General features: G+C 70.0%; 23 protein-coding genes. 8 read left to right on the forward strand and 15 right to left on the reverse strand.

Features of this window, described 5'->3' with window-relative positions:
- Window positions 1-135: 135 nt before the first annotated feature.
- From alc to OCS65_RS02690, 7 genes are all read right to left on the reverse strand, one after another.
- Window positions 136-1104, reverse strand: coding sequence for an allantoicase (gene alc / locus OCS65_RS02660; RefSeq protein ID WP_263508678.1), 969 nt, complete (start codon window positions 1102-1104; stop codon window positions 136-138).
- Window positions 1101-2435, reverse strand: a complete 1335-nt coding sequence (gene allB, locus OCS65_RS02665) for an allantoinase AllB (protein WP_263508680.1) — start codon at window positions 2433-2435, stop codon at window positions 1101-1103. Before allB ends, alc begins: the two co-directional genes overlap by 4 nt.
- Window positions 2423-3703, reverse strand: a complete 1281-nt coding sequence (locus OCS65_RS02670) for a DUF6986 family protein (protein WP_263508682.1) — start codon at window positions 3701-3703, stop codon at window positions 2423-2425. The genes allB and OCS65_RS02670 overlap by 13 nt, the downstream gene beginning before the upstream one ends.
- A gap of 196 nt (window positions 3704-3899) precedes the next feature.
- Complete coding sequence (locus OCS65_RS02675) at window positions 3900-4886, reverse strand: ROK family glucokinase (RefSeq protein ID WP_006944107.1); 987 nt, start codon at window positions 4884-4886, stop codon at window positions 3900-3902.
- A gap of 44 nt (window positions 4887-4930) precedes the next feature.
- Window positions 4931-6373, reverse strand: a complete 1443-nt coding sequence (locus OCS65_RS02680; protein ID WP_006944106.1) for a sugar porter family MFS transporter — start codon at window positions 6371-6373, stop codon at window positions 4931-4933.
- Between the two features lie 212 nt (window positions 6374-6585).
- Window positions 6586-7752, reverse strand: a complete 1167-nt coding sequence (locus tag OCS65_RS02685; RefSeq protein ID WP_161994660.1) for an ROK family transcriptional regulator — start codon at window positions 7750-7752, stop codon at window positions 6586-6588.
- A 22-nt stretch (window positions 7753-7774) separates the two neighbouring features.
- Window positions 7775-8404: a GntR family transcriptional regulator gene (locus OCS65_RS02690; RefSeq protein ID WP_263508685.1), complete on the reverse strand. Its 630-nt coding sequence runs from the start codon at window positions 8402-8404 to the stop codon at window positions 7775-7777.
- 190 nt (window positions 8405-8594) lie between these two features.
- Here OCS65_RS02690 and OCS65_RS02695 point away from each other — a divergent pair, with 190 nt between their 5' ends.
- Genes OCS65_RS02695 through OCS65_RS02715 form a run of 5 tightly spaced genes read left to right on the forward strand, consistent with a single transcriptional unit; the run spans window position 8595 to window position 13142 of the window.
- Window positions 8595-9434 carry an ABC transporter permease gene (locus OCS65_RS02695; RefSeq protein ID WP_203329775.1) on the forward strand — a complete coding sequence of 280 codons (840 nt, stop codon included), beginning with the start codon at window positions 8595-8597 and terminating at the stop codon, window positions 9432-9434.
- Entirely contained in the window at window positions 9431-10180 is a 750-nt protein-coding gene (locus OCS65_RS02700) for an ABC transporter ATP-binding protein (RefSeq protein ID WP_263508688.1), read from the forward strand. The genes OCS65_RS02695 and OCS65_RS02700 overlap by 4 nt, the downstream gene beginning before the upstream one ends.
- A 31-nt stretch (window positions 10181-10211) precedes the next feature.
- Window positions 10212-11297, forward strand: a complete 1086-nt coding sequence (locus OCS65_RS02705) for an NrtA/SsuA/CpmA family ABC transporter substrate-binding protein (RefSeq protein ID WP_050036111.1) — start codon at window positions 10212-10214, stop codon at window positions 11295-11297.
- Window positions 11298-11331: 34 nt separating this feature from the next.
- Window positions 11332-12669: an LLM class flavin-dependent oxidoreductase gene (locus OCS65_RS02710; protein WP_263510355.1), complete on the forward strand. Its 1338-nt coding sequence runs from the start codon at window positions 11332-11334 to the stop codon at window positions 12667-12669.
- Window positions 12670-12701: 32 nt separating this feature from the next.
- Entirely contained in the window at window positions 12702-13142 is a 441-nt protein-coding gene (locus tag OCS65_RS02715; protein WP_050036476.1) for an OsmC family protein, read from the forward strand.
- A 22-nt stretch (window positions 13143-13164) separates the two neighbouring features.
- Here the strand turns inward: OCS65_RS02715 and eda are convergent, their stop codons facing one another.
- Genes eda through zwf form a run of 3 tightly spaced genes read right to left on the reverse strand, consistent with a single transcriptional unit; the run spans window position 13165 to window position 17092 of the window.
- Complete coding sequence (eda, locus tag OCS65_RS02720; RefSeq protein ID WP_043799984.1) at window positions 13165-13788, reverse strand: bifunctional 4-hydroxy-2-oxoglutarate aldolase/2-dehydro-3-deoxy-phosphogluconate aldolase; 624 nt, start codon at window positions 13786-13788, stop codon at window positions 13165-13167.
- An 11-nt stretch (window positions 13789-13799) separates the two neighbouring features.
- Complete coding sequence (gene edd / locus OCS65_RS02725) at window positions 13800-15632, reverse strand: phosphogluconate dehydratase (protein ID WP_029546631.1); 1833 nt, start codon at window positions 15630-15632, stop codon at window positions 13800-13802.
- Window positions 15629-17092, reverse strand: coding sequence for a glucose-6-phosphate dehydrogenase (gene zwf / locus OCS65_RS02730; RefSeq protein WP_072636582.1), 1464 nt, complete (start codon window positions 17090-17092; stop codon window positions 15629-15631). Before zwf ends, edd begins: the two co-directional genes overlap by 4 nt.
- Window positions 17093-17260: 168 nt before the next feature.
- On the opposite strand from zwf, the gene OCS65_RS02735 reads away from it, so the two are divergent.
- Window positions 17261-18445 (forward strand): ROK family protein, encoded by a 1185-nt coding sequence (locus OCS65_RS02735; RefSeq protein WP_263508693.1) that lies wholly within the window; start codon window positions 17261-17263, stop codon window positions 18443-18445.
- Window positions 18446-18450: 5 nt separating this feature from the next.
- Here OCS65_RS02735 and OCS65_RS02740 read toward each other — a convergent pair whose 3' ends face one another.
- Entirely contained in the window at window positions 18451-19626 is a 1176-nt protein-coding gene (locus OCS65_RS02740; RefSeq protein WP_102800201.1) for an ATP-binding protein, read from the reverse strand.
- 171 nt (window positions 19627-19797) lie between these two features.
- Between OCS65_RS02740 and OCS65_RS02745 the strand changes: the two genes are divergently transcribed.
- Together OCS65_RS02745 and OCS65_RS02750 are read left to right on the forward strand one after the other, a co-directional pair.
- On the forward strand, window positions 19798-20412 hold the full coding sequence (locus tag OCS65_RS02745) for a TetR family transcriptional regulator (RefSeq protein WP_050036107.1): 615 nt from the start codon (window positions 19798-19800) through the stop codon (window positions 20410-20412).
- Window positions 20409-22043 carry an MDR family MFS transporter gene (locus OCS65_RS02750; RefSeq protein ID WP_263508695.1) on the forward strand — a complete coding sequence of 545 codons (1635 nt, stop codon included), beginning with the start codon at window positions 20409-20411 and terminating at the stop codon, window positions 22041-22043. Before OCS65_RS02745 ends, OCS65_RS02750 begins: the two co-directional genes overlap by 4 nt.
- Here the strand turns inward: OCS65_RS02750 and OCS65_RS29820 are convergent.
- The 4 genes from OCS65_RS29820 to OCS65_RS02770 all read right to left on the reverse strand — a co-directional run bounded on the left by OCS65_RS29820 (window position 21961) and on the right by OCS65_RS02770 (window position 25619).
- On the reverse strand, window positions 21961-22383 hold the full coding sequence (locus tag OCS65_RS29820; protein ID WP_338049255.1) for a sigma factor-like helix-turn-helix DNA-binding protein: 423 nt from the start codon (window positions 22381-22383) through the stop codon (window positions 21961-21963). The two genes, OCS65_RS02750 and OCS65_RS29820, sit on opposite strands and share 83 nt — an antisense overlap.
- Before the next feature lie 180 nt (window positions 22384-22563).
- A complete protein-coding gene (locus tag OCS65_RS02760) occupies window positions 22564-23145 on the reverse strand; it encodes a P-loop nucleotide/nucleoside kinase family protein (protein WP_006944086.1) in 582 nt (193 codons plus the stop codon).
- Window positions 23146-23379: 234 nt separating this feature from the next.
- Window positions 23380-24942, reverse strand: coding sequence for a CotH kinase family protein (locus tag OCS65_RS02765; protein ID WP_263508697.1), 1563 nt, complete (start codon window positions 24940-24942; stop codon window positions 23380-23382).
- Window positions 24942-25619 (reverse strand): DUF4956 domain-containing protein, encoded by a 678-nt coding sequence (locus OCS65_RS02770; RefSeq protein ID WP_006944084.1) that lies wholly within the window; start codon window positions 25617-25619, stop codon window positions 24942-24944. Before OCS65_RS02770 ends, OCS65_RS02765 begins: the two co-directional genes overlap by 1 nt.
- Between the last annotated feature and the right edge of the window lie 29 nt (window positions 25620-25648).

Below are 25648 nucleotides of genomic sequence, written 5' to 3' on the forward strand. Positions count from 1 at the left end.
GAATACAGTTCTAGCCCAGCGCCTTTACGGGCGACAGCCACCACGTTTCGCGCAGGTAATCAATTTCTCACCACCGGCGGCTGACGCCGCCTGTGTTCCCTTTGGGCTGTTGCCGCCACCCAAAGGACGCACCGCCTACGTCAGCCGCCCGTGCACGCGCAGCCGGGCGATGCCCCCGTCGGGGTAGACGTCGAGCCGCACGTGCCGCAACGGCACGGCCGCGTCGACGCGGAACCGGTGCCGGCAGTCGGGCAGCAGTGCCGTCCGCGGCACGAGCTCGACCCACGCGGATTCGTCGGAGAGCGCTGCGCCGTCCGGGATTCCGATCAGTCGTGCCCACCCGGGGGCGTTGCCGACGAAGTACGAGGTGTCGATTTCGACGTGGTCGACGTGGCCCTCCCCGGCCAGGCGCACCACCACATGGTCGTTGCCGCCGTCGCGGCGGCGGGCGTTCTCCCAGCCCTCGCCCATGTGCCGCGCCCGGCCGGGGGCGATGATGTTGCGCGGGGACGAGTAGAAGCGGTTCGAGCAGTCCACCACGTCGGCCCCGTGCTCGAGCGCGGCGAGGTCGATCGTCCCGGTGAGGAACGCCGGGTCGGGCCGGGGCTCGCCGTGCACCCGCAGCCGGGCCACCCCGCCGTCGGGAAAGATGTTGAGCCGCAGGTGTGTCCATCGGAATTCGCTGTCGACCGCGAAGGTGTTGGCGGTGTCCCCGGCGAGGGCCACCTTGTCGAGGATCGGCTGCCACGGCGCCGCGAGCAGCTGGTCCGGTGTCGGATACCCCTCCGTCTCGACGGCGTCCACCGAGGCGAACGGCGGGTAGTTGCCGGTGAACCATGCGGTGTCGATCACCACGCCGCGCACGACTCCGGGCACCCCGAGCCGGACGATCGCGAAGTCGTGGCCGGGTTCGCGGCGCCGACGGGTCTCCCAGCCGTCGTACACCTTGCCCTTGTGCCCGAAGTCCCCGGTGTCGAAGGCCGGGGGTTCCGGGGTGACGAGATTCTCCCGCTGGGCGAACAGTTCGTCGTTGGCGTACACCACGGAGCCGGCGAGGGTCCGGGACGCGAGGTCGGGCAGCTGCAGGAAGGCGGCGTCGGTCACGGGTTCGTCCTCTCACGGTCGAGCAGGCGCCCGTTCGGTGTCCGGCCCACGGGGCGGCCGCCGAGCCACGTCCCGCGGACCACCCCGGCCAGCGCGGTCTCGGCATAGGGGGTGACGGCGTTGCGGTGGTGCAGGCGTTCGGAGAAGACGACGAACGCGTCGTCGGGGGCGAGGACGCAGAAGTCCGCGACGTTGCCGATCGCGATCTCGCCCCGGTCGGTCATGCCCACCAGGTCGCGGGGGCCTCGGGCCATCCATCGGGTTACCTCCGTCAGGGTGTGGCCGCGGCGCCTGGCCTGGGACCACACGATCGGCAGGCCGAGCTGCAGCGACGAGATGCCGCCCCACGCCTCGGCGAAGTCTCCGGTCGCGAACTTCTTCAGTTCCGGCACGCACGGCGAGTGGTCCGAGACCACCGCGTCGATCGTGCCCTCGGCGAGGCCGCGCCACAGGCCTTCCCGGTTGCTCGCCTCGCGGATCGGCGGGCAGCACTTGAAATGAGTTGCACCGTCCAGGATCTCCTCGCTGAACAGCGACAGGTAGTGGGGGCACGTCTCGACGGTGACGGGCACGCCGTCGGCCTTGGCCTGCGCGATCAGCGGCAGGCTCCCGGCGTCGGACAGGTGCAGAATGTGGGTGCGGCAACCCGTTTCCCGGGCGCCCTCGAGCACCTGGGCGACGGCCCGCGACTCCGCGGCCGGCGGACGCGACCGCAGGAAGCCGGCGTACCGGCGGCCCGCGGCCGGCGGCTGGGCTTCGAGGGTGGGCCCGTCCTCGGCGTGGACGATGAGCAGGCCCCCGAAGCCCGCGATCGTGCGCATCGCGGCGAACATCTGGTCCCGGTCGAGCGGCGGATACTCGTCCAGCCCGGAATGGGCGAGGAAGCACTTGAAGCCGTACACGCCCGCGTCCCAGAGCGGTTCGAGGTCGGCGAGGTTGCCCGGCACGGCGCCGCCCCAGAATCCGACGTCGACCGAGATCTGTTCGGCGGCAACCTTCTTCTTGACCTCCAGCGCAGCGACGTCGACGGTGGCCGGCACGGAGTTGAGCGGCATGTCCACGACGGTGGTGACGCCGCCCGCGGCGGCCGCGCGGGTCGCGGTCGCGAATCCCTCCCACTCGGTGCGGCCGGGGTCGTTGATGTGCACGTGCGTGTCGACCAGACCGGGCAGAAGAGCCTCGTCGTCGGCGAGGACGACCTCCTCGGCGCCCGCGGGGGCAGGGGCGTCGTAGGCCCCGATCGCGGCGATGCGCCCGTCCCGGAGCACGACCGAGCAGGGGTGTTCGCGGTCGCCGACGACGGCGCGTCGCGTGCGGATCACGGTGGGCATCCGGTGGGTCCTTCCTGTCGGCCCGCGAGCCGCGCCAGCCGGTCCGGCGTGGTCTCCGCGCGGTCGCGGACCTCGGTCTCGGTGAGGGCTCCGCAGGCGAGGCCGCGGAGCAGGAACGTGGCCAGGGCGCGGGCCGTCGCGGGTTCGTCGAGATAGCCGGAGTCACGCCCCGGCGACAGGTAGGCGGCGACGCGGGCCGCCGCGGTGGGGAACGAACGGCGGTAGAACGCGAAGGTCGCGGCATAGCGGGTGGGCAGTTGCGCGGGGTGCAGGTCCCAGCCCTGGTAGAACCCGCGGCGCAGCGACCGCTCCACCAGCCGGGCGTGCAGGCCCCACGCGGCCCGGATCTGTTCGCGGGTGCCGACGGGGAGGCGGTTGGTGGATCCGTCGGACAGGGGTACGCCGGTGCCGGCGGCGGCCACCTGCATGGTGGCCTTGGCGTGGTCGGCGACGGGGTGGTCCATGGCCTGGTATTCGGCGGCGATGCCGCACGCGGCGGAGTAGTCGTAGGTGCCGTAGTGCAGTCCCGCGCAGCGGCCCGCGGCGGCGTGCAGCATCCGCGCCACCTGGGCGGTGCCGTCGGGACCGCAGATCGCCTGCGGGGTCTCGATCTGGATCTCGAACCGCAGGGGAACGGTGAGCCCGTGCGCACGCTCGAGGTGCTCGCACACGGTGACCATCGCGGAGACCTGCTCGGGTGCAGTCACCTTCGGCAGGGTCATGACGAAACCGTCCGGAGCGGAGGTCTTCTCGACGAGAGCACCGACGAAGGCGTCGAGCGTGCGGATCCCGCGACGGCGGGTGGCGGGCTCGAGACACTTGAAGCGCAGCCCCACGAACGGGGTGGCGGAGGGATTGTCGGCGAGAACGGTGGCGGCCCGGGCGACGTGGGCGTCCTCGTCGGCGTCGCGGTGCGGGCCGGGCACGTCCGTCTGGGGAAAACCGTCCTCGAAGTCGATGCGCAGATCTTCGATCGGCTCGGTGTCGAGCTTGGCCCGCACGAGCGGTAGGACCTGTTCGGCGAGCTCCGGTTCGATCCCCGTCACGCCGGCCAGGTCGCCGGGGCCGGAGCAGTTCTCGTCGAGCACCCGGCGGGCGTGTGCCCCCCACTCGGCGACGGTCGTCGCGTCGTACCGGTGGGCCGGCACGTACACGGTGTGCACGGGTTGCCGCGCCGGTGTCGTCCCGGGATAGGCGGTGGCGTACGCGGCGTCGACGGGCCCGAGCGTCGCGTCGAGCGAGGCGTGGAGCCGTTCGAGTCCGTCCACCGCTGCACACTCCCGTCGTCTGTATCCACGGCTGTATACGCGTGGCTCCGCCGACGGTAGTGGCGTCGTGTCAAGCGAACGGTTAACCGCGGTAACGACGGTGTTACGCGGTGGACCGCGTGCGGCGAGCGAATGTATCGCTCACCTCCTCAGTCCGAGTCGGTGATACATTCGCTCGCCCCACCCGGGCGGGTGCTCAGCCGGCGGCCGAGAGATCGAGGCGCGTGGCCGACAGATCCGTGCGGCGCCGGGCCAGGTCAGCGGCGCCGACGATCCCGGCGTCGGGGCCGAGCTCGGCCAGCCGCACCGGGGCGGCCGGGCGGTGCCCGCGTCCGGTCAGCCGCTGGGCGAACGTGGCGACGGCGGGCCCGCGCAGCAGTTCCCCGGCCTCGCACACACCGCCGCCGAGGACGAACACCTCCGGGTCGAGGAACGCGGCGAGGTCCGCCATGCCGTGACCGAGCCACGTGCCGATCGTGCGGAAGCACTCGAGCGCGGCGGCGTCGCCCTCGCGGGCGGCGGTGGTGACGTGGTGCCCGGTGATCTGCTCGGCGCGCCCGCCGGCCAGCTCGAGCAGCCGGCCGGCGAGCGCGGGCGAGACGCTCGCGATCTCCTGCGCCTCCCGCACCAGGGCCCGCCCGCTGGCGTAACGCTCCCAGCAGCCGTGGTTCCCGCACCCGCAGCGACGGCCGTGCGGCTCGACGTTGAGATGGCCGAGTTCCGCGGCCAGCCCCGAGGCTCCGCGGTGCAGGGCGCCGTCGATGATCAGCCCACCGCCGATGCCGGTGCCGACGGTGAGCACGATCGCGGTGCGGGCACCCCGGCCGGCGCCGAATCGTGCCTCGCCCCAGGCGGCGGCGTTGGCGTCGTTCTCGACGACGGTCGGCAGCCCGCACGCGGCCTCGACGGCCTCGCCGAGCGGTTCGCCGCGCCACGCGAGGTTGGGGGCGAACAGCACGGTACGGCGATCGGACGCGACGAATCCGGCGGCGCCGATGCCCACCGCGCACACGTCGTGCGCGGCGCGGAGTTCGCGGACCACGTCGGCGACGACGTCCTCGGTGCGGGCGGGGTCGTCCGACGGGGTGGCGCGGCGGAGCCGGGCGTGCAGGGTGCCGTGTTCGTCGACCACGCCGGCGGCGACCTTGGTGCCGCCCACGTCGATTCCGATGGTCAGTGCCATGTCTGTTCTCTCCCTGACTGTTCTGTTACCGGGGTGCCCGGGATTCAGGCGGCGTCCATGTCCTCAAGCTCGCGGCCCTTGGTCTCCTTGACCCAGCGCAGGACGAACAGCAGCGACAGCACCGCGCACACGGCGTAGAAGCCGTACGACAGCCCCAGCGACAGTTCCTTCATGGCGGGGAAGCTCACGGTGATGACCCAGTTGGCCGCCCACTGCGCGCCGGCGGCGAGCGACAGTGCCGCCGCGCGGATCCGGTTGGGGAAGGCCTCGCCGAGCAGGACCCACACGACCGGTCCCCACGACATGCCGAACGCGACGACGAACAGGTTCGCGGCGATCAGCGCGATCGGTCCCTGCAGTCCGGTCAGGTGCGGGGTGGTCACACCGTCGACGACGGTGGTGGAGGCGGTGGCGAAGACGACGGCCATCGTGGTGAGGGTGACGGCCATGCCGGCCGAGCCGATGATCAGCAGGGGCCGGCGTCCGATGCGGTCGACGAACGCGATGGCCACGAGGGTGGTGGCGATGTTGACCACGGACGTGACGACGGTGATGACGAGGGAGCTGTTCTCGTCGAATCCCACTGCCTGCCAGAGGATGCTGGAGTAGTAGAAGATCACGTTGATGCCGACGAACTGCTGGAACACCGACAGCCCGATGCCGATCCACACGATGGGCAGCAGGCCCAGCGCGGGTCCCCTCAGGTCGCGCAGCGACGGGGTGCGCTCGTGGCCGAGGGTGGCGCGGATCGATTCGATGCGCAGGTCGATGCCCTGCTCGCCGAGCAGCGTGCCGAGGATGCCGCGGGCCTCCCCGATGCGGCCCTTCGCGACGAGATAGCGCGGGGACTCCGGGATGGTGAGCGTCAGGAATCCGTACACGAGGGCGGGAACGGTCATGGACAGGAACATCCAGCGCCACGCCTCGAGCCCGAACCACAGTTCCTCGCGGGAGCCACCCGCGAGGGCGGCGAGGGCGTAGTCGACGAGCAGGGCGGCGAAGATGCCGACGACGATCGCGAGCTGCTGCAGCGATCCCAGGCGACCGCGTACCCGGGCGGGGGAGATCTCGGCGATGTAGGCGGGGGCGATGACGGAGGCGAGTCCGACGCCGACACCGCCGACGATGCGGAACAGGACGAGAGTTTCGACGTTGAAGGCGAATCCGGTGCCCAGCGCGCTGACCAGGAACATCGCGGCGGCGACCTGCATGGTGGTGAGCCGGCCGTAGCGGTCCGCGATGCGGCCGGCGAGGACGGCGCCGCCGGCCGCGCCGAGCAGGGCCGAGGCGACCGCGAAGCCGAGGACGGCGGACGAGACGGCGAACCGGGATTCGATGGCCGACACGGCACCGTTGATGACGGCGCTGTCGAAGCCGAACAACAGGCCGCCGAGCGCGGCGATGGCGGCGATGCGGACCGGCACCGGGGCGCCGGCGGTGTCCGGTCCGGTGTCGGGGACGGTCGGGAGCGCGACGTGGTTGCTCATGGGACTCCTCGTGGGCGGCGGGACCCGGCCGCGGCGGTCCCGTTCCGGGAGGCGAGTGGCGGCGGTCACGCGAACTGTGTGCTGGACCACAGTAGGACGAAGCGGCGTCAGTCGTCAAGAAATGAATGAAAAAGCGTCTTGAGACGCTACTTATGTTCGAATTTGAATCTAGTTCTGGACGTGAGTCGGCGTCGAAGCCTCGAAGATGATCTTCAGCGGGGGCTGGCCGCCCGCAGTCCGAGGGCGACCGCCCCGAGTACCTGGGCCCGGGCGCCGAGCGCCGCCGTCCGTACCTGCACGGTGCGCGCGGCGCTGGGCACCGCGTACCGCTCGATCGCGCGACGCAGGGGCTCGAGCAGCAGCTCTCCCGCCAGGGCGAGTTCGCCGCCGATCAGGAGGAGCTGCGGATTGAGCAGGTTGCACAGGCTCGCCGCCGCGACCCCGACGTGGCGGCCGGTGTCCGCGAGCACCCGGGCACACCCGGCGTCGCCGGCCTCGGCGAGTGCCACCACGTCCGCGATCGTCAGGCCGGGCCCCCGGCTCGGCTCGAGCAGCCCGATCACCACGTGCGAGGCCACCATCGTCTCGAGGCAGCCGCGGTTGCCGCACCGGCACACCTGGCCGAACTCGTCGAGGGAGGTGTGGCCGATCTCGCCGGCCGTGCCGGCGCGGCCCCGGTACAGCCGCCCGTCCAGCACCAGTCCGGCGCCGACGCCGTCGGACAGCTTGATGTAGGCCAGGTCGTCCACGCCGCACCCGGCACCCCAGATGTGCTCGGCCAGCGCACCGAGATTGGCGTCGTTGTCGACGTGGACGGGAAGCGCGAGCCGCTCGGCGGCCAGTGCGGCCGGGTCGACGCCCACCCAGCCCGGCAGGATCGACGGCCCGCCGATCCGGTGCGTGGCGGACTCGACCGGCGCGGGCAGGCCCATGCCGACGGCCGCGACGGCGTCGCGTCCGCACCCGAGCTCGACGAGGGCGTCGTCGAGAAGTGCCCCGGCCCTTGTTATCCCGTCCTCGGCGCGATGTCCGGTCGCCAGCTCGACCCGCTTCTCGGCGAGGATCTCGTGCGACAGGTCGGCGACGGCGACAGTGAGATGCCGGTGCCCGAAATCGATTCCGACGGCCAGGCCCGCCGACCGGGTGAGCTTCACGGCCCGCCCCCGCTGGCCCGGGCGCTCGGCCGCGGCCACCTCCACCAGGCCGCTGGTGGTCAGTTCCCGCACCAGATTCGACACCGTGGCCGGGGCCAGACCGGTGCGCCGGGCGATCTCCGCCTGGGTGAGTTCGCCACCGGACTGCAGAACCCTTACCACCCGTTGCTGATTGGCTGTACGCAGCGACGACTGCGAGCCAGGGTGGTCGTTCTCCTCACGCATCTGCCCAGCGTACCGCCCGGTGCTACCGCTTCGATTCGACCATCTCGGCGATTCGCAGGTCGCGGGTCCTCGTCTGGTGGACAACCATCAACTCGCTCGCGCGCTCCCCGTCTCCGTCGACCACGGCGCGGTAGATCTCCTCGTGCTCGGCTTCGATCAGATCGAGATTGGCGGTGGATCGGGACGCGGTCCCGTCGTAGACATGGAGGCGGGCGTCGAGCAGTTCCATCAACTCGGAGATGGTGGGGTTGTGCGCTGCGACCCGCAGCGCGATGTGCCACTCGGCATGCGCCCGCAGACGTTCGTCGGGAACCCCGGTCCGTGCCGACTCGAGTGCCCGCCGCAACATCGCGAGGTCGAACTCGGTGCGTCGGAGTGCCGCGGAACGCGCCACGACGGATTCGAGTGCGATGCGTGCTTCGCAGATGTCGAGAATCTCCTCCGGCGACCGCTCGCGGATGACGAAGCCGCGCGACACCTTCGTCACGAGGCCTTCGAGTTCCAGCCGGATGAGCGCCTCCCTGATCGGTGTCCGGGACACCCCGAGTTCCTCACCCACTGTGGCCGGAACCAGTAGCGCGCCCGGGGCGTAGCGGCCGGAGATGATGCGTGTGCGCAGTTCGCTGTAGAGACCCGGGCCTGCAGATGTCACCGGCTTCCTTCCTGTCAGGGCGGTTCGTGTCGAGGGATTCGTCAAGCCGTACCACGCTCGTGGGCGCGTGTACAGAGTTTGAATCCATGTGTATACAACTGACGACATGTGCGTGCACGTCTGGATAGCGTGACCGGCGTCCGACCGATCGAGGAGTGCCGCATGATCCGTTCCATCCCGACTTCGACTCATGAGTGAGGCAATCGCACCCGAGTCTGCGAGCGTGCAGGGCGGCGAGCGAACCGCCGGGATTCGACGGGTGCTGCCGTGGGCGTTGCTGCTGCCCTGGGCAGTTCCGCTGCTGGTTCTGCTGAGCTGGCAGTGGGCCTCCACCGAAGGAGTCGTCCCAGCCTCCGTCCTGCCGCCGCCGACCGACGTCCTCGACACCGCGCGTTCGCTGTGGTCCACGGGCGAGTTGCAGTCGCACATCGCAGTCAGCCTCCGGCGCATCGTCATCGGCTTCGTCATCGGCGCGACCATAGGTCTCGTCCTGGGTTTCGCCGTCGGCCTCTCCCGCATCGCGGAAGGGATATTCGACCGCACCCTGCAGATGGTGCGCGCACTCCCGCATCTGGCGTTGGTGCCCCTGCTCATCGCCGCGTTCGGGATCGGCGAACTGCCCAAGATCGTTCTCGTGATCCTCGGCGTCGTCTTCCCGGTCTACCTGAACACCGTCAACGGAATCCGCACGGTCGACGCAAAGCTGATCCAGCTCGGCCGCTCCTACGGCCTGACCCACTGGGGCATCATCCGCGAGATCGTGGTGCCCGGGGCCATGCCGGTCGTCCTCAACGGCATCCGATACGCGTTGGGCGTCGCCTGGCTCACCCTCGTCATCGCCGAAACCATCGCGACCCGCGAAGGAATCGGGTATCTCGCCCAGAACGGCCGGGAAATGCTCCGCAACGATCGCATCGTCCTTGCCATCGTTCTCTACGCGGTTGCCGGTCTGCTCGCCGACCAGATCGTCCGCCTGATCGAGGCACGCGTCCTGCGCTGGAATGCCAACTACCGAAGGGAGAACCGGTGAAGACGGTCGCAGACGAACTCGTCGGCCTGTGCCTGCGCGGCATCGGACAGCGGTATCGCGACCACTGGGTACTGAGGAATATCGACCTGGACGTCGCCCCGGGCGAGTTCGTCTCGATCCTGGGCCCGAGCGGGGTCGGCAAGTCCACGCTGCTCCGCATCCTCGCCGGTCTCGAAGTGCCCGCAGCCGGCACCGTCGAACCGACCGGAGGTGTGCCCGCCGGCGGCCACACCTCGCGGATGATGTTCCAGGAGGATCGGCTGCTGCCCTGGAAGTCGGTCCTGGGCAACGTCACTCTGGGCACCCGTGGAGCGCGTGCTCGTGCGGCCGAACTCCTCGGGCAGGTCGGACTCACGGGTCGGGAGAAGAACTGGCCGGCCGAACTGTCCGGCGGCCAGCGCCAGCGCGTCGCGCTCGCGCGGGCCCTGCTCCACCGGCCGGAGGTTCTGCTCCTCGACGAGCCGTTCGGGGCTCTCGACGCCGTCACCCGCGTCACGATGCACCAGCTGCTCGAACGTCTGCTCGTGGAGCACCCGCGCACGGTCCTGCTCGTCACGCACGACGTGGAGGAGGCGCTCGTGCTGTCCGATCGCGTCCTGCTGCTCACTCCCTCCGGCATCACGCGCGACCTGCGCGTTCCCCAGGAGCGGCCGCGGCATCGCGGCGACGCGCAGCTCGCCGCCTGGAAGGAGGAGTTGCTCGCCGGACTCCTCGACGCCGAGCGTGCCGTCCATCCCGACCACTGATATCAGCTCGATCCGAGAGAGGTTGTCCCCTATGAATTCCCGCTCGCCACTTCCCGGATTCGGCCGCCGGCGATTCCTCGAGGCCGCGGGCCTCGGAGCGCTCGCGGTCACCGGCATCGGAGCGCTGGCCGCCTGCGGCACGAAGGACTCGTCGGGTGCCGCGAAGGCACTCACCGAAGTGCGCTACGCACTGATCGGCGACGGCAAGGCCGAACCCGGCACCGTCCTATCCCACAACCTCGGAGGCTTCGACCTGGCCTCGGATCTCGGCGTGCCGGTGACCTATCCGTCCGGCTTCCCTGCATCGCTGCCGGTGATGGAGGCCATCAAGGCCGGTAGCGTCGACTTCTCGTTCGCCACGGCCACCGCCGTCATCTACGCGATCGGCGGCAACGTCCCGGTCGTGCCGCTCGTGTCCTATCCGCTTCCCTCCAACGAGGTCGACATCCTCGTCCCCAAGGGGTCCGACATCAAGAGCGCCGCCGACCTGCGCGGCCGTCGCATCGCCGACCACCAGGGCACGACGGGCACCTACAGCCTGGTCAAGTACCTCGACTCCGCCGGGCTGACAATCAACGACGTGGACTACGTCAATCTCACTGCCGCCGATGCGGAAGCCGCCTTCGCCCAGGGGAAGGTCGACGCGTGGATCAACTGGCAGCCCACCATCGAGCTGGCCCGGCGCAAGCACAACGCGGCAACCCTGCCCGGAGTGAAGACGTACGACTACGCGTTCTTCGTCGCAAGCGAGGATTTCGCCTTCGATCATCCGGAGGTCGCCGCGACACTTGCCCGCAACGTGCGCGACGCCCAGCGCTGGGTCGAGGCGAATCCGGAGACGGCGGTCGACGAGTTCACGGCGCTCGGCGGGTTCGGTGACTCGACGCTCGAGCGGGACGTCTACCTCGATCTGGTGAAAGCCCGGCGATTGTCCTACTCCGGGGCGGGGCAGTTCACCGCCGTCGACGAAGGAGCGATCGCCGGCACTCAGGATCTCGCCGACAACTTCCACCGGCTCGGCGTGTACCCCGAGCCCGTCGATGTGCAGACCTGGTTGTCCGACAGCAGGTTCGATTCCGTTCGTGCCGCCGTCGCCGCTGAACTCGCCCAGGCCTGACCGTTCACCTCAGGAGACTCTCGTGACCGCACAGATGCACCTCGCTGCCTTCGTCACCGCCGGACCCGGACGACCGGGCGGGTGGCGCCACCCCGGCTCGGTGCCGGGATGGCTCGACGCCGACTACTACCAGAATATCGCGCGCACCCTCGAGCACGGCCGCTTCGACCTCGCCTTCTTCCCGGACATCCTGTCCGTCCCGAACCGGTTCGGAGGGAGCACCGATTCCCAGCTCCGCTACGGTGCTCTCGGCTCCCTTCGTATGGATCCGCTGCCGATCATCGCGTCGATGGCCGCCGCAACCCGGCATCTCGGACTCGCCGCGACCGTGTCCACCACGTACGCGCAGCCGTTCAACCTCGCCCGCACCTTCGCGACCCTCGACCACCTGACCTCCGGCCGCGTCGCGTGGAACATCGTTACGTCGTTCCAGGAATCGGAGGCCCGCAACTTCGACCTCGACGAGCAGTTCGACCGAGCCACCCGATACGAGCGTGCCGACGAATTCCTGCAGGTCACCGGCAAGCTGTGGGACAGCTGGGACGACGATGCGCTGGTCCTGGACCCGGACGAGCCGCTCTTCGCCGAGCCGGCCAAGGTGCATCGCATCGATCACCAGGGCCGGTTCTTCTCGGTGCAGGGACCGCTCAACGTGCCGCGCCCGCCCCAGGGGTACCCCGTCCTCATCCAGGCCGGAGCCTCCGCGAAGGGCAAGGATTTCGCCGCCCGCTGGTCGGACGTGATCTTCTGCAGTCACGCATCGAAGGAGTCGGCGCAGGCGTTCTACACGGAAATCAAGGAGCGGGCAGCGAAGTACGGCCGGGATCCGGAGTCCGTCAAGATCCTGCCCTCGATCACGCCGGTCGTCGGCCCCACGTCGGCCCGCGCGAAGGAACTGGCCGAGGAGATGTTCGAACTCGTGCCACCGATCGGTGGATTGTATACCCTTGCATACCATCTCGATGTCGACCTGTCGACGTTCCCGCTCGACGAACGGCTGCCGGAGGTGGAGGTGGCGGGAGTGGAGGGTCACTACAATGAGGTTCGCGAGATCACCGAGCGCGAGGGCCTCACCCTGCGTCAACTCGGCAAGCAGTACGGCGGGCGTTACGAGGGCGGGTTCATCGGGACCGCGGCCGAGGTCGCCGACGGCCTGCAGGAGTGGTTCGAGGACGGTGCCGCAGACGGATTCACGCTGCAGGCACCCCACCAGCCCGGCGGATTCGAGACGTTCGCCCGTGAGGTGGTGCCCCAGTTGCAGCGGCGTGGAATCCTCCGTACGGAGTACACGGGTGCCACGCTGCGGGAGAACCTCGGCCTGTCCCGCCCCGGGCACGGCGAGTGGGCCGAGCGCGCCGGAGTGCGCCTGTGAATGCCGGGCAATTCGCACACCATCCGGACGCAGTGGACGCGGCGCCGATCGCCGATGCAGTGGCCGTCGGCACCTCGGCCGGCGCCCCGGGCAGGTTCGTGCTCAGCGCTCGCGGCAACCACTTCGTCAGCGATTCGAGGCTTGCCGACGGTGAGGCCGTTCATGCCGGGGAACTGCTGCTGTCCGCGCTCGCCTCCTGCGCCCTCGCGAACATCGAGCACAATGCCGCCTCGGACGGACTCGAACTCGATGCACTCACCGCCCGCGCGTCCCACGTGCGGGGAACGGACGATCCGACCGTCTACGACCGGACGCTGCTCGAGCTCGAAATCCACGGCCCCGGGGTCCGCGACGCGGAGGAACTGGCCGCGAAATTCGTGGCCACCTGCCCGATCTACAACACGATCAGGCGCGGCAGTGGGGTGGAACTGCGCCTCAACGGACGAGGGCTCGCCCCCGTCGCGTCCGAGTAGGACGGGGGCGAGCCCGGTCGGCCTACGCCTCGGCCAGGCGTAGTTTCGTGGTCACCTGCGCGAGGCGGGTGATCCGGGCCCAGTCCCGGGTCTGCACCGCATCGGCGGGGGTGAGCCACGAGCCCCCCACGCAGCCGACGTTGGGCAGCGCGAGGTAGTCGGGGGCGGTTGCGACCGAGATCCCGCCGGTGGGGCAGAACCGGGCCGCGGGCACGGGGGAGTGGACGGACGCGAGGAACCGGGTGCCCCCCGCGGCCTCCGCGGGAAAGAACTTCATCTCGCGGTAGCCGCGTTCGAGGAGCAGCAGCACCTCCGAGACGGTCGCGGCACCCGGCAGGTGGGGCAGTCCCGTGTCGGTCATGGCCTTCAGCAGCGACTCCGTCGCGCCCGGCGACACCAGGAAGCGCGCGCCGGCCGCCGCGGCCTGCGCGGCCTGGCCGGGTTCGACGATCGTGCCGGCACCGACGGTGATCTCGGGAACCTCGGCGGCGATCCGCTCGATCGCCTCGAGGGCGCACGGGGTGCGCAGAGTCAGCTCGATCATCGGCACACCGCCGTCGACGAGGGCCCGGGCGATCGGGACCGCGTCCGCGGCATCGTCTATCACGACGACGGGAACGACGGGGGTCACGTCCAGCAGGCTCATCGGGGTCTCCTTCACGCGGGGTTGGGTTGGAAGACGCTGGCGCCGAGGGTGGCCGGGCCCACGGCGGCCCGCAGGCCCGCGAACAGTTCCCGGCCCGTGCCCGTCCAGGCGTCGTCGGTGGGGGCGTGGCCGGTCGCCACGCGGTCGGCGAGTGTGGCGTCGGACAGGTGCACGCACAGCGAGCCGGCGACGGCGTCGACGGTGATCAGGTCGCCGTCGCGGACGCGCGCGAGCGGGCCGCCGGCCGCGGCCTCGGGCGTGACGTGGATGGCGGCGGGAACCTTGCCGGACGCGCCCGACATCCGGCCGTCGGTCACCAGCGCGACCCGGCGCCCGCGGTCCTGCAGCACCCCCAGCGCGGGGGTGAGCTTGTGCAGCTCCGGCATTCCGTTCGCGCGCGGGCCCTGGTAACGCAGCACCGCCACGACGTCGCGGTCGAGTTCGCCCGCCTCGAAGGCCGTGAGGAAGTCGGCCTGGTCGTCGAACACCCGGGCCGGCGCGGTGACGATGTGGTGCTCCGGGGCGACCGCGGACACCTTGAGCACGGCCTCGCCGAGGTTGCCGTCGAGCACCTTGAGCCCGCCGTCCACGGCGAACGGGTCCACGACGCCGCGCAGCACGGTGCGGTCCAGGCTCTCGGACGGCCCGGCCTCCCACTGCAGCGTCCCGTCGCGCAGCCGCGGCTCCTGCGTGTACCGGTGCAGACCGGGGCCGGCGACGGTGGTGACGTCGTCGTGCAGCAGGCCCGCCGAGAGCAGTTCCGAGACGACGACACCGAGCCCGCCGGCGGCGTGGAAGTGGTTCACGTCGGCCGCGCCGTTGGGGTAGATCCGGGCGAGCAGCGGCACGACGGCCGACAGGTCCGCCAGGTCGCGCCACGTGAGCGTGATGCCCGCGGCCCGCGCGATCGCCACCAGGTGCATCGTGTGATTGGTGGAGCCGCCGGTGGCGAGCAGTGCGACGCAGCCGTTGACGACGGCCCGCTCGTCGACGACCTCCCCGACCGGGGTGAAGGCGGAGCCGAGCGCGGTGAGGCCGGTGACGCGGCGCGCGGCCTCGTCGGTGAGCGCGTCCCGCAGCTCGGTGCCCGGGTTGACGAAGCTCGCGCCGGGCAGGTGCAGGCCCATCACCTCCATCAGCAGCTGATTGGAGTTCGCGGTGCCGAAGAACGTGCACGTGCCGGCGCCGTGATAGGACGCGGCCTCGGCCTCGAGCAGGTCTTCGCGTCGGGCGCGGCCCTCCGCGTAGAGCTGCCGCACCCGGGCCTTCTCGCCGTTGGGCAGCCCCGACGTCATCGGCCCGGCCGGGACGAACACCGTCGGCAGGTGCCCGAAGCCCAGGGCGCCGATCAGCATGCCGGGGACGATCTTGTCGCAGACCCCGAGCATGAGCGCGCCGTCGAACATGTCGTGCGACAACGCGATAGCGGTGGACATCGCGATGACGTCGCGGCTGAACAGCGACAGCTGCATGCCGTCGCGGCCCTGGGTGATGCCGTCGCACATGGCCGGGACGCCGCCGGCGAACTGTGCGATGCCGCCTGCCTCGAGGACCGCGGCCTTCAGCCGCGCCGGGTACTCCTCGAAGGGCCGGTGCGCCGAGAGCATGTCGTTGTAGGACGAGACGATCGCGATGTTCGGCTTCACCAGCCCGCGCAGCGCGGACTTGTCGGCGGGCTCGGCCGCGGCGAATCCGTGGGCCAGGTTGGCGCACGCGAGGCGCCCGCGGGCAGGCCCCTTGTCGGCGGCGGCGCGCAGCCGCTCGAGGTAGGCGGCACGCTCGGCCCGGCTGCGCCGGACGATGCGGTCGGTGACCCGGGCGAGAACGGGATGGACGTGGCTCATGAGGAAGGTCCTTCGTACCAGGCGCGGCCGTCGCGCTCGATGAGGGTGATCGCGTCGGTGGGGCCGGACGTACCCGCCGGGTAGCGGCGCGGCACCCGGCCGGTGCGGTCCCAGGTCTGCAGGATCGGCTCGACCCATGCCCACGCGGTCTCGACCTCGTCGCGGCGCATGAACAGGGTCGGGTCACCCCGCACCACGTCCATCAGCAGCCGCTCGTACGCGTCGGGGGACGGACGGTCGAACGCGTCCACGTAGTTCAGATCCAGCGACACCGGACGCAGGCGGATCCCGCCGGGCCCGGGTTCCTTGGCGGTCATGTGCAGGCAGATGCCCTCGTCGGGCTGCAGCCGGATCACCAGGCGATTGGGTTCGGTGGCGCCCTCGGCCCGGGGGAACATCGGATGCGGAACGTCCTTGAACTGCACCACGATCTCGGAACTGCGCTTCTCGAGACGCTTGCCGGTGCGCAGGTAGAACGGCACGCCGGCCCAGCGCCAGTTGCGCACCTCCGCGCGCACCGCGACGAAGGTCTCGGTGTGGCTGTCCGGGTTCTCCACCTCGTCGCGATACCCGGGCACGGCACCGCCGTCGACCAATCCGGGTCCGTATTGCCCGGTGACGGTGAATCTTTCGACGTCGTCGGGCGTCATCGGCCGCAGTGCCTGCAGCACCTTGAGTTTCTCGTCGCGCACGGTCTCGCGGTCGACGACCGTCGGCGGTTCCATCGCCACCAGGCACAGCACCTGCAGCAGGTGGTTCTGCAGCATGTCGCGCAGCGCCCCGGAGGTGTCGTAGTAGCCGCCGCGGGTGCCCACGCCGAGGGATTCGGAGACGGTGATTTGCACGTGGTCGATCCACGTCGAGTTCCACAGCGGCTCGAGCAGGGTGTTGGCGAACCGGGTGACCAGCAGGTTCTGGACACTCTCCTTGCCGAGGTAGTGGTCGATGCGGAAGATCTGCGACTCGTCGAACACCTCGCCGACCGCGTCGTTGATCGCGCGGGCGGATGCGAGGTCGCGGCCGATGGGCTTCTCGAGCACCACCCGCGACGTCGGCTCGACGAGTCCGTGCCGGGCGAGGTGATGGGAGATCGGCCCGAACAGCGAAGGGGCGCAAGCGAGGTAGAACACGCGCACGGAGTCCGGGGCCAGGACGTCGCGCAGGGCGGACCAGTCGTCCCCGCCTGCGAAGTCGACGCTCACGTAGTCGAGGCGGTCCAGGAACCGCGTGAGGGTGCCGGCATCCAGCAGGTGGGCGGGTACGAAGCGCGCGAGCTCGCCGCGGACCTTGTCGCGGTAGCCGTCGGTGTCGAGGCCGGCGCGCGCGGCGCCGACGATCCGGCTGCCGGGTGGCAACTGGCCGTCGTGATCGCGCAGGTAGAGGGCGGGCAGGAGCTTACGGACGGCGAGGTCGCCGGTGCCGCCGAAGACGACGACGGTACAGGGAGCGGCGGGTGACATGGCTTGTCCTCCCGAATGAGGGGGTGAGGGCTGTCACTGGCAACCGTAGAACATCTTCCGCACTGAAACAACAAACTTACGCATTTCTAAGAACAAAGTCCGGTTCGACGCAGCACGCCGCGGCTGCACGAGGCGCTCTCGGGTGCGGTTCCTTGGTTCAATGGCGGTATGAGCCGATCCTCCAGCGCGCCCGCCACAGCGGGCGAGGTCTTCGCCCTCGTCCGCGCCGGCGCCGCGACCACCCGAAGCGAGATCGGGCACCACACCGGGCTCTCCCGCACCGCCGTCGCCGCCCGGGTCGCGGCACTCCAGGACCTCGGCCTCGTCGTCGAAACGGAGGAGGGGCCCTCCACCGGTGGGCGGCCACCGCTCACCCTCACCTTCGGGGCCGACGCGGGCATCGTGCTCGTCGGCGCGATCGGCCGCAGCCGCACCCAGCTCGCCGTCTGCGATCTCGCCGGGGAACTGCTCCGGACCGAGGACCTCGAGCAGGAGATCGGGGCGAGCCCGGGCGAGCTGATGCCGAAGATCGCCGCGCACCTCGCCGACCTGCGCGACGCGCTCGGTCCCGGCGCGCCCCGCACCGTCGGCATCGGGGTGAGCCTGCCGGGCACGGTGGACACGGTCCGCGGCTGCAGCCTCGACTCGCCGATGATGGCCGGCTGGGACGGTGTCGAGCTGCAGCCCTTCCTCGCCGGCCTCGGTGCGGCGCCGGTGTTCGTCGACAACGACGCGAACGTCATGGTGCTCGCCGAAAGGCTCGTCGAACGACGGAAATTCGATGACATGCTCCTCATCAAGGCGTCCACGGGCCTCGGTGCGGGCATCGTGTCGGGCGGTGTGCTGCAGCGCGGCGCGGTGGGCGCGGCCGGCGAGATCGGGCACACCAAGACCGCCGCCGCGCAGGGCGTCCTGTGCCGCTGCGGCGACGTCGGCTGCGTCGAGGCGATCGCCGGGGGCTGGGCCCTGGTCCGCGACCTGCAGGAGCAGGGCCGTGACGTGACCCACATCCGCGACGTCGTAGCCCTCGCCGTCGGCGGGGATGCGGAGGCGCGCCGCATGATCCGGGACAGCGGCCGGCGGATCGGTGAGGTGATCGCCGGTGCCGTCAACCTCCTCGACCCGGCGGTGCTCGTCGTGGGTGGCGACATGGCCGAGGCCTACGACGTGTTCGTCGCCGGACTGCGCGAAACCCTCTATCGCGACGCGGTGTCCGTGGCCACCCGCGCCCTGCAGATCCTGCCCTGGTCGCACGGCGATCGCTCCGGGATGATCGGCTGCGCCTCCATGGCTCTCGACCAGGTGCTCAGCGTGCGCGCCGTGGACCGGATGGTGGCCGAGCGGGGCCGCTGATCCGGCTACTCCGCCGGTTGACGGCGGATGAAGTCGGCCATACCCGGGACGGTGAAGGCGATGCGACCGTGCTCCGGTGCCCAGATCAGGCCCTTGCGGATGGCCGAGTTGCGGACGTCGCTGACACCGGTGGCGGTCGAGCCCATCAGCTGGGCGACCTTCCCGGACCGCGGGGTCTCCTCGCCGGTGGCGGCGAGCGCGGTGAGGTAACGGCGCTCGCGGTCGGTCGCCCGGTTCCAGCGCGACGGGAAGAATCCCTCGTCGAGGTGACGCCGGCCCACCTCGACGGCGAGTTCGGCATCCTCAAGCTGAAAGGGGCTGTGTGGAGCGATGTTCCAGATCGCCTTCCCGTACTCCTGGAGGAAGTACGGGTAACCGCCGCTGGCCTGGACGAGCACGGCGAGCGCGTCGTCGGTGAAGTCCCCGCCCTGACGGCGTACCGGGATGCGCAGGGCGTCGGCTGCGGCCGCCGGGGTGAGGGGGCCGATGGTGCTGTAGAGGAACTGTCGCTCCGCGTACGAGCGGTTGCCGGCCAGCACCGCGGGAAGATTGGGTAGTCCGGCGCCGATGAGGAAGAACGGCCATTCGCGCTGGCTCGCCCGGTGCTGGACGGCGAGCAGCGCCGACAGCAGATCGGAGTCGAGGTCCTGCATCTCGTCGATGAACAACCCGAATGCGCTGGATCTGGGCCGCAGTTCGGCGGTGATCGCTTCGACGAGTTCCTCGAGGTCGAGATCGATGTCGCCACTGGCTGCCGGACGCTGGTCGAGGGAGAAGCTTGCGGTCGCCGGGCCGAGGCCGAGGCCGAGGGAGAAGCCGCGGGCGAGGTCGATGAGCGGGTCGATCGCGTGCTGGATCCGGTGCTTGCGGCTGTAGCGGCGCAGTCCGACCGTCAGCTCCTGGGAGAGCTTGGCGCGGACCGCGGTGGTGCCGGCCTCGCTGGGGCGGGCCTCGATGGCGATGGTGAGCCATCCCTGCCGGTCGGCGTGCTCGACGAGGGTGTTGAGCAGGGTCGTCTTCCCGACCCCGCGCAGTCCCGACAGGATCGGGCCACGGTCGTAGTTCTGCCGTTTGCTGCGGGCGACCAGGAGTTCGAACGCCCCGATCTGCTCGTCGCGCCCCTCGAGCGCCGGCGGCCGGAGTCCGGAGCCGGGCTTGAACGGATTGAGCTCGAGGTCCATGGGGCGAGTATAGAGACTTATGGAGTTCTATCTGAAGTTCTCCATAAATGACCATAACGTCCCATAGTCGCCCGCAGACACCAGGCTTCTTTGCACTCTCGGGACAATGGTGCAATCATGCACTCTATGGATGAAAGTGCAACAACTCCGTCCGGGCGGCGGAACCGCCGGATGGAGCGCACCAGAGCCGCACTCGTCGGCGAGGCGCGCGCGCTCACCGCCCGACATGGTCTTGCCGGGTTCACCGTGGAGGAACTCTGCGAGCGGGTGGAGATCTCCCGGCGCACCTTCTTCAACTACTTCCCGTCCAAGGAGGACGCGGTCCTCGGCGAGCCCCCGCTCAGCCTGACCCCCGAGGAGGAGGACGCCTTCGTGGCCGCCGGGCGGCACGACGGGGACGGCATCTCCCCCACGCTGCTCCAGGACCTCGTCGCGGTGATCCTCGCCCAGATCGGGCGCACCGACTTCACCCGCGAGCACGCGAAGCAGTACCACGACATCATCCACCGCGAGCCGCAGCTGCTGCCCCGCATCCTGCACAACGGCGAGGCCCAGCTCCGGCGGTTCGCCGAGGTCGTCGCCCGGAGAGAGAACCTGCCTCCCGACGATCCGCTGCCGCGGACCGTCGTCTACGCGCTCGCCGACATCACCCGGCACACCGCCGACGAGTTCTTCGGCGACGACACCGATCGACCCTTCGCGGAGCTGCTGCTCCGCAACCTCGACATCGTCCGGCGACTGTTCGGACAGCGGCTCGACCCCATCGAAACGGCAGGAAACCCGTGACCGCAACGTCGTCCCGGCCCGCGGCACCACCGTTGGTGCTCACGCAGCGCCGGATCTGGCTCATCTTCTCCGCGCTGATCGCCGGCATGCTGCTGTCGAGCCTCGACCAGACCATCGTCTCCACCGCGATGCCGACCATCGTCGGGCAGCTCGGCGGCGTCGAACACCAGGCCTGGATCACCACCGCCTACCTGCTGGCGACCACCATCGTGATGCCGATCTACGGAAAGTTCGGCGACGTGTTCGGCCGCCGCACCCTCTTTCTCGTCGCCATCGCGGTGTTCACCCTCGCCTCCGCCGGCTGTGCCTTCGCCACCGACTTCTGGTGGTTCGTGATCTTCCGCGCGATGCAGGGCCTCGGCGGCGGCGGCCTGATGATCCTCTCCCAGGCCATCATCGCCGACATCGTCCCGGCCGACCAGCGTGGCAAGTACCTGGGTCCGCTCGGTGCGGTCTTCGGTGTGGCCGCCGTCGCCGGCCCCCTGCTCGGCGGCTTCTTCGTCGACCACCTGACCTGGCACTGGGCCTTCTACCTCAACCTGCCCGTCGGCGTGCTCGCCTTCGCGATCGCCTGGTTCACCCTCACGCTGCCCACGAAGCGGCCCGAGAAGAAGGTCGACTTCCTCGGCGTGCTCACCCTCTCGGCCGCCACCACGTGCCTGATCCTGTTCACGGACTTCGGTGGCGACCGGGGCTGGACGGATCCGCTGACCCTCGCGCTCGCCGTCGGAGTGCTCGTCGCGGCAAGCCTTTTCGTCCTCGTCGAGTCCCGCGCCGAGGATCCGATCATCCCGCTGTCGCTGTTCCGCAATCCGATCTTCGTCAACGCCACCGCGATCGGCTTCACCGTGGGCCTCGGCATGTTCGCGGCGCTGGCCTTCATGCCGACGTTCCTGCAGATGTCGTCCGGCACCTCGGCCGCGGTCTCCGGCCTTCTGATGATCCCGATGATGGCCGGCCTGATGGCCACCTCGATCGCCTCCGGCATCGCAATCACGAAAACCGGTCACTACAAGGCGTATCCCATCGCCGGTGCCCTCGTCACGGCCGCCGCGATGTTGTGGCTGACCACCCTCGAAGGCAGCACGCCGCTGTGGCTGATCTGCACGATGCTGTTCACCCTCGGCCTCGGCCTTGGTCTGATCATGCAGGTGGTCGTTCTCGTGGTGCAGAACGCCGTGCCGCCCACCGAGATCGGGACCGCGACCAGCACCAACAACTACTTCCGGGAGGTGGGCGCGTCCCTCGGCGTGGCGGTCTTCGGCACGATCTTCACCAACCGGCTGGCCGAGAAGCTCACCGCCGTATTCACCGGAGCCGGGGCCTCCCCGGAGCAGGCCGGCCAGGCGACGGCGACGCTCGATCCCGCGGCCCTGAACCAGCTGCCGGACTCCGTGCGCACCGGCGTGGTCGACGCCTACGCCGACTCCCTCGCACCGGTGTTCTGGTACCTGATCCCATTCCTGTTGGTGGCCTTCGTCATCGCGTGCTTCCTGCGGCAGATCCCGCTGTCGCACGAGGCGGGCATGGTCGCCCGCGGTGAGGCGGTCACGGAGGAACAGCTGACGCACGCGGCAGGCGCGCGACCGCACCCCGCCGAGGCCGAGGCCGGGAGTCGCCCGGCCCCGTGACGGCGCCCATGCGCGCGGGGTCGGCCAGCGCCGCCCGAAGGCGGGACAACGCGCGATGCTGACCCACACGAACGGCGCCGGGCGTCGTCCGCAGGACGGCGGCGGACTCCTCCACAGACAACCCCTCGACCACCCGCAGGCGCAGGATTTCGCGTTGCCTGCGGGTGAGCGTCGAGAGCAGCGCGTCGACGTGCTGCCGCTCGCAGCGCAGCACGCGCAGCTCCGGACCGTCCCTCTCGCATACGGAGTCCGGCCGATTCCCGCGTGCGGCGGCGGCGTCGGCGGTGTCGAGGGCCTGGGTGGGAGTTGTCATCGAGTCGTGCCTTCCTTGCTGGGGCATGACGCATCGCGTCCGTTCACGCACCCACACAACCGGACGACCCTCGGGCGTCCATGGGAGTGAGCCGTGGATCTGCTGGGAAGTGCGCCTTCGGTGAACCCGGCACGTGTCGGGGACACCGGTCACCGAGGTGCCGATGCCACTGCGGTGCCGGAGATCGTCACTGCGTACCGGAGATCGTCACTGCGCGCACGGGGATCCGCCGCCGAGTGCGCAGCGGTCCGTCCCGTCCTGCGTCAGCAATCCGAACACCCGGCTCTTCGCATCGTCGCGAGTGGTGACGACGACGTGGTCCCACGGACCCCCGGCCGGGGCGTCGTCCTCGCGGGTGAGGTGCGGTCGCAGAGCCGTCCACCGATGCCAGTGCCGCGCGAACGACGACTCGTTCACCACGCGCCCGCGAGCGTGCTGTCCGGCCCGCGCGACATCGCGGGGCACGTCGAGGAAGACCAGCACCGGCGTCCAGCCTCGTCGCCGTGCCAGGCGGGCCGTCCAGTCGCGTCGGCGCCTGCGCGTGGCGGTGTCGTGAACGGCCACAGGCCCTTCGCTCCGGTGCGGTCCGGCCAGGAGGGTGCGCACCACGTCGAGGGTGTGCATGAGATGGACCAGTGGCCGATACCAGCGATACGGCAGGCCCGGCGGAAGCGCGGCGGCGAGGCGTTCGGCCCGGCGCTCCGGATCGAGAACGGTCAGACCCGGGATGTCGTGCTCGATCCGGCGAAGCAGGGTGCTCTTACCCGCTCCGGGAACGCCACCGGTCATCAGGAAGACGGCACCGGTGTCGCGCCCGGACGGGTGTCCCGGGTGGGGGACCGTCGGGGCTGAGGTGGTTATGACGATTCCTTTCCCTGCGGGCAGATTCGTGATCGATTCTGCCGTCTCCAGGATGCCGGCAGGGACTGGGCCGACGCTGAGTCCTTCCTGAGGTCCGGCTGTGAAACCGGGCCGCACCTCGCGCCCGGCGCTCGCGCCTCGTCCGGTCGACTGTCACGCAGCTCAGCTGTCACGCAGCTCCGCGAGCGCAGCGGTGCGCTGTTCGATCCAGGACCGCATCGAGTCCGCGCTCGACTGGAGGGAAGCGGCCGGGAGTGCGTCGCTGACAGGGACGGTCGAGACCAGGGTGTCGAGCACCTCGATGGCGCGTCCGCTGCCGTACATCTGTTCGTGGAGGTCCCGGTAGGCGTCCTCGTAGACCTGGGTGAAGGCGTCGGATTCGAGGAACCGTGTCTTCAGGCTGTTGCCGGACTGCACCCGGCCTGCCCCCTGCCCGCCCTGCGGTGCAGCTGCGCCCGGAGGCAGCATCCCACGCGGCTGGGGCATGGTGCCGGGGTCGGCCGCCGCGGTGCCGGCCTCGCCCTGCCCGGGGCCGCCCATCGCGCCGGGTGCCATCGAGACGGTGTCGTGCGGGCCGGTGGTGGCATCGCCTTGCATGGCCAGGTTCAGGTCCCAGGACACGACGGAGAGCTTGCCCGTCTGCAGGTCGTACCAGAGGTAGTAGTTCTGGCCCGGCCCGCTCATGTCGTCACCGTTGACGAGCAGGTTCTGCGTGGCGACGTACCGCGCGAACGAGTCCACGTCCACCCACTCCGACAGGTGTGCGCCGAACTCCTCGTCGCTCGCCGAGTCCAGCCATTTCAGGAAGCTGACGACCGGCTGCAGGTTCCCCGTCCCGACCGCATTGATCTGCTCGAACTGGTCGGCGTAGTCCGACTGGTCGTCGCCGATGTACTCGAACCGCGACGACGCGTCCGCCTTGTACAGGTAGCCGTCGGAGTCGAACAGGGAGTTCGCATACGTGTCGTCGGGGTGTTCGAGCAGCAGGCGCGTGGTGGTGGCGCTGTCGTTGACCGAATAGACCGTGTACGCGTAGCGCTGCGTCGGCTGCCCGGTCTCCGCGGTCAGCGACAGGGCCATCGCCTCGTTGAGCACGGGCGAGCCGGGGCGCACCGAGATCTCGGTCATGCCCTGGTAGGCGCGGCCGCCGGCGTTCTCGTCGAAGCTGATGAGCAGCGGCAGCGACGTCGGATCGTCCTCGGACGCCTGCGCCATGCCGCCCGGGCCGCCCATGGCCGCCGGATCGAATCCGTCGGGCAGCTCCATCCCCTCCGGGGGCTCGAAGCCCTCGCCGCCGGGCCCGGCGTCCTCGCCGCGCACGCCCATGAGGGTGGAGTTGCCCTTCAACCGCACCGAGACGTCGGTGATCAGCGTGCCGTCGATGGTGACATCGGCGGTGACCCACTTCTTCTCGCCGGTGCTCTGGAAGGCGGTGATCATCTCGTCGTATTCCGCGTCGGTGATCTCGACCGACAGTTCGTGCGGGACCGAGGCGTCGAACAGGTCCACCGTGCCGGTGATGTTGTCGGTGATCTCCGAGGCGATGATCGTCGGGTCGCCGGTGATGTACGGGCGGATGCGGGTCGCCCCGAACACGGTCGCCAGGATCGTCACGAACGCGACGAACACAGCCAGGAGTTTCCAGTGCCGGCGCAGCGACGTCGGGACCCGGTGCCGGAGCCGGCGCCGCGGCGGCGACTGTCCGGCGGTGGGTGTGTCGTCCATCAGATGTCCGTCTGGTCGTATCCGGTCAGGACGGTCACCCGCTGGCCGGTGTTGACCGCACTCAGGGCCGAGATCAGCTCGTTCGGCTTCGTGCCCTTCTTCAGCTGCGCGGTGTAGTACAGCTCGGTCAGCGCACCGGAGCGAACGGATTCGGTCGAGACCAGTTCGAACTCGGAGCAGTACCGGATGAGCACGTCCTCGACCAGCGCGTTGTATTCCTGCTCCGGCGGCACCTGCACCTTCACGACCTGACGCTGGACGTCGAGCTTGAACCAGTTGAACTTGTTCATGATCAGCAGCACCAGGCAGATCGCGATCGTCGCGGCGATCGCCAGCAGGTAGAAGCGGGTGCCGGTCGTCATGCCGACGGCCATCACCAGGAAGATGAAGCCTACATCGCGAGTTTCCTTGATGGCGTTGCGGAATCGAACCACCGACAGGGCGCCGACGAGTGCGAACGCGCGGGCGATGTTGGAGCCGACGACCAGCATGATCAGCGAGATCACCATGCCGACCAGCACGAGGGTCTGCACGTAGGACTGGCTGTAGGAGACGTTCCTGTGGGTGTGGCGGTAGACCCAGCCGATGATCGAGGCGAGCACGAACGACAGCGACAGCGACACGATGATGTCGAACGTCGTGAACGTCCCGCTGAGGTCTTGCAGGTCGAAATTCATGATGGTCCTGGTTCGGTGTAGGGACGGGA

Source organism: Rhodococcus aetherivorans (assembly GCF_025722975.1).
Taxonomy (GTDB): Bacteria; Actinomycetota; Actinomycetes; order Mycobacteriales; family Mycobacteriaceae; genus Rhodococcus; species Rhodococcus aetherivorans.